Annotated in this window: 1 protein-coding gene; it reads left to right on the top strand. The window is 72.2% G+C overall.

Annotation, left to right across the window (positions count from 1 at the left end; all coding sequences use genetic code 11):
• A partial coding sequence (locus FVW20_RS20015) for a 4Fe-4S binding protein (protein ID WP_196610446.1) occupies positions 1–1030 on the top strand: 1030 nt, incomplete at both ends.

The raw sequence follows: 1030 nt of genomic DNA on the forward strand, positions 1-1030 counted from the left end.
CCGTGACAGGGCCCTGCCTGCTGGCCTTTGCCCTGCTGGCCGCCCATGCCGTGCGCTCCGGCGACTGGGGCATGGCTGCGGCGTGGGGCGTGCTGGCGGGGCTGGCCTGCTCCCGGCTGGCCTGGGTGCGTCTGGTGGTGTGTGCCGCGCTGTTCGCGGGGGGGCTGTTCTGGGTGTCGGTGGGCGTTGACCTGGTGCGCTTCCGGATGGCCTTCGGCTTGGATTGGGTGCGCCTTGCGGCCATCATGGCGGCGGTCACCGGCCTGACCATGGCCGCATGGTGGCGGCTGGCTGGGGAGGGCGGGCAACGACGCCATCACCTCGGTGCGGATACCGCATGGCCGAGGGCTGTCGCCTTCCTGCTGGCCGCCGGGCTGCTGTGGCTGGCCCGCTGGCGCGCATCAAGCATCGTATTGTTGTTGTCCGACCGCTTCCTGCCCGGCTCCGGACCGCTTCAGATCGCACTGGCCGGGGTGTATGCCGCGTGGGTGACCGGGCTGCTGCTGGACCCCGCGCGTGCGCGCAAGGCCCGTCCGCGCCTTTGGGCGTTGTTTTCCGCCGTGTTCTTCGGGCAGTTGGCACTGGGCCTGCTGGGCGCGCACCGCCTGCTGATGACCGGGGCGCTGCACCTGCCCGTGCCCGCGCTGATACTGGCCGGGCCGCTGTACCGGGGCGAGGGCGTGTTCATGCTGGTGCTGTTCGGCGTCTCCGTGCTGCTGCTGGGCCCGGCGTGGTGCAGCCACCTGTGCTACATCGGCGCGTGGGACGATGCCTGCTCGCGCCTGCGCGGGGCAACCGCGAAGGCGCAAGGCAAGGGCAGGAGGGGCAAGGGCCCTGCGCCCCTGCCTCGCTGGGCTGTTGTGGTGCGCTGGTGTCTGGCCGTTGTGGTGTTTGCCGCAGCCTTCATCATGGGCCGGACCGGGGTGCCGGTGGGCGTTGCCGCCACCGCCGCCGGGCTGTTCGGGCTGGCCGGGGTGGCGGTGATGGCGGGGCTGAGCACGCGCCGGGGCATGATGGTGCATTGCACCGC

Origin of the sequence: Nitratidesulfovibrio oxamicus, assembly GCF_015731765.1 — a bacterium.
In the GTDB taxonomy this organism is placed as follows: Bacteria; Desulfobacterota; Desulfovibrionia; order Desulfovibrionales; family Desulfovibrionaceae; genus Cupidesulfovibrio; species Cupidesulfovibrio oxamicus.